Source organism: Microcystis wesenbergii FACHB-1317 (assembly GCF_014696875.1).
Lineage (GTDB): Bacteria > Cyanobacteriota > Cyanobacteriia > Cyanobacteriales > Microcystaceae > Microcystis > Microcystis wesenbergii_A.
In genome coordinates this window covers 1-1,905 of sequence record NZ_JACJQV010000047.1, presented here as the reverse complement: position 1 = coordinate 1,905, position 1,905 = coordinate 1, and the positions used below count along the sequence as shown (strand labels likewise).

Annotated in this window: 1 protein-coding gene and 1 pseudogene; one reads left to right on the top strand and one right to left on the bottom strand. The window is 38.0% G+C overall.

The window, feature by feature from the left end; genetic code table 11:
• Positions 1-74: 74 nt before the first annotated feature.
• Positions 75-971 (bottom strand): annotated as a pseudogene (locus H6F92_RS01305) (type IIL restriction-modification enzyme MmeI); the annotation flags it as partial.
• Between the two features lie 349 nt (positions 972-1,320).
• On the opposite strand from H6F92_RS01305, the gene H6F92_RS01300 reads away from it, so the two are divergent.
• Complete coding sequence (locus tag H6F92_RS01300) at positions 1,321-1,788, top strand: DUF29 domain-containing protein (RefSeq protein ID WP_190356515.1); 468 nt, start codon at positions 1,321-1,323, stop codon at positions 1,786-1,788.
• The last annotated feature ends 117 nt before the right edge of the window (positions 1,789-1,905 follow it).

Sequence of the window (1,905 nt, the reverse complement as noted above, 5' to 3'; positions counted from 1 at the left end):
AAACTAATAAAACGGAGAGCCTATGGCTTGAGAAACTTTCGGAATTTTTGGGTTAGAAGTATGTTGTCTTGGCATCTTGTCTGTTGATTTAGCATAAAGAGTAACGAAGAGCCAGAAATTTTTCCCCAATCAAAAGCACAAGCTTCTAATAATATGACTCGCATCTTGCTATCAAAAGCCGCCATCGGTAATGACTCCTCAAATAACTTGCCATTTATGTAGGGAAATTGAGTTAAATTCTCATCGAGATTTTTTAATCTTTTTTCTTCTGGTGTATTCAAAACCTGAAAAATAGCATCAATGTGCATCGCCAAATCACTGCCATCTTCTTTGGTATGTAGATCAATATATTCCCAGAAAATACCCTTGTTAAAAATACCCGTATCATCGGCAAATAAACAAAATAATAAACGCACTAGATAAACTTCCAAATCATGCCCCATATAACCAATTTCTTTGAGGCAATCATGAAGTTTTCCCATTAACTCGGCGGCTTGAATATTGACGGGATCTTCGTCTTTATAAACTCGCTTTTCGTAACCAGCAATAAAATCAAATAAATGAACGTTATCAACAAAATTACTTAATTCAAATTCCCATTGATTACCCGAATCTAAATCATATAATTTAAACCGTTGAAAATCCGAGACTAAAATATAACGCGGTAACTCATGTTCCTTTAAATTGGGAAAATAATCCTTAGCCTGTTGTGTGGCTTTTTCTAAATCTTTCCCCTTCGATTTATGCTCAACTAAAATCGTTCCTTTCCAGAGTAAATCAATAAAACCCTGTTTATTATCGGCTTTTTTTATCGGTTGCTCAAAACTGGCTACCCTACGCCGTGAAATGCCAAAGACATGAAAAAACTCATTCCAAAAAGATTGAGATTCTGCTTTTTCTGAAGTCTCTCCTTCCCACTCTTTTTGAAAAGCGATGGCGCGATTTTTAATTTCATTCCAACTTAAAGGCATGGTTTTAATTCCTTATCTTTTGCGGGTTTGCTCAAAGATAGTAGAAAATGGTGTAGGGAGCCATAGGCAGTCAGCAAGGGATACAGATAAGTAGCTGGTTATAATTAAATTGAAGATAAATTTTAGGTTCGATCCCCCCTGCCCCCCTTGATAAGGGGGGTGCCGATCCCCCCTTAGTCCCCCCTTAATAAGGGGGGCATCTGATAATTTTTAACGCCTACCTACTTAGTTTCCATTTTAGGTGATTTTTTGGTAAACTACAAGGGAAACTAGAAATTAGTAACGCCTTGAGAATTGTATCCGCTTAGTTATCAGTGCAGTTATTGACTCGAACGAAAAACTTATCGCTATGTCCAAGACTCTCTACGAACAAGATTTTCAATTGTGGCTCGCAACAACAATTAATCACTTACAGAAGCGGGAATTTGCTGCGCTGGATACTGATAACTTAATTGAGGAGTTAACCGAGTTGGGAAAATCGGAAAAAAGAACTTTAGAAAGTAATTTGATGATTCTTTTAGCTCACTTGCTCAAATTAAAAGTACAGCACGACGCACCGCCATCCATGAAAGATAGCTGGTATTGTTCTATTATTGAGCATCGCCAGCGAATTGAGAAAAACTTACGCAATACGCCTTCCCTGAAATCCTATCTAGAAACTGCTATCGAGGAAGCTTATCCAGATGCTCGTCAAGTAGCAATTAAGGAAGGGAAACTCCCTCAATTTGGTGTTCGGATTCCCCCAGAAAATGATTATCCTCAAATTTGTCCTTTCTTGCCAGAGCAAATCTTAGATGAGAACTTCTATGGCAATTGACTAGTGGGACTTAAACGATCAACAAGAGTATAATAGAGTATAATCGTTAAAGAATAAGCACTTTACGTTGAAAGAGCAGCGATGAAAGAGACAACCCCAGCCGCGATGCCCCCATGC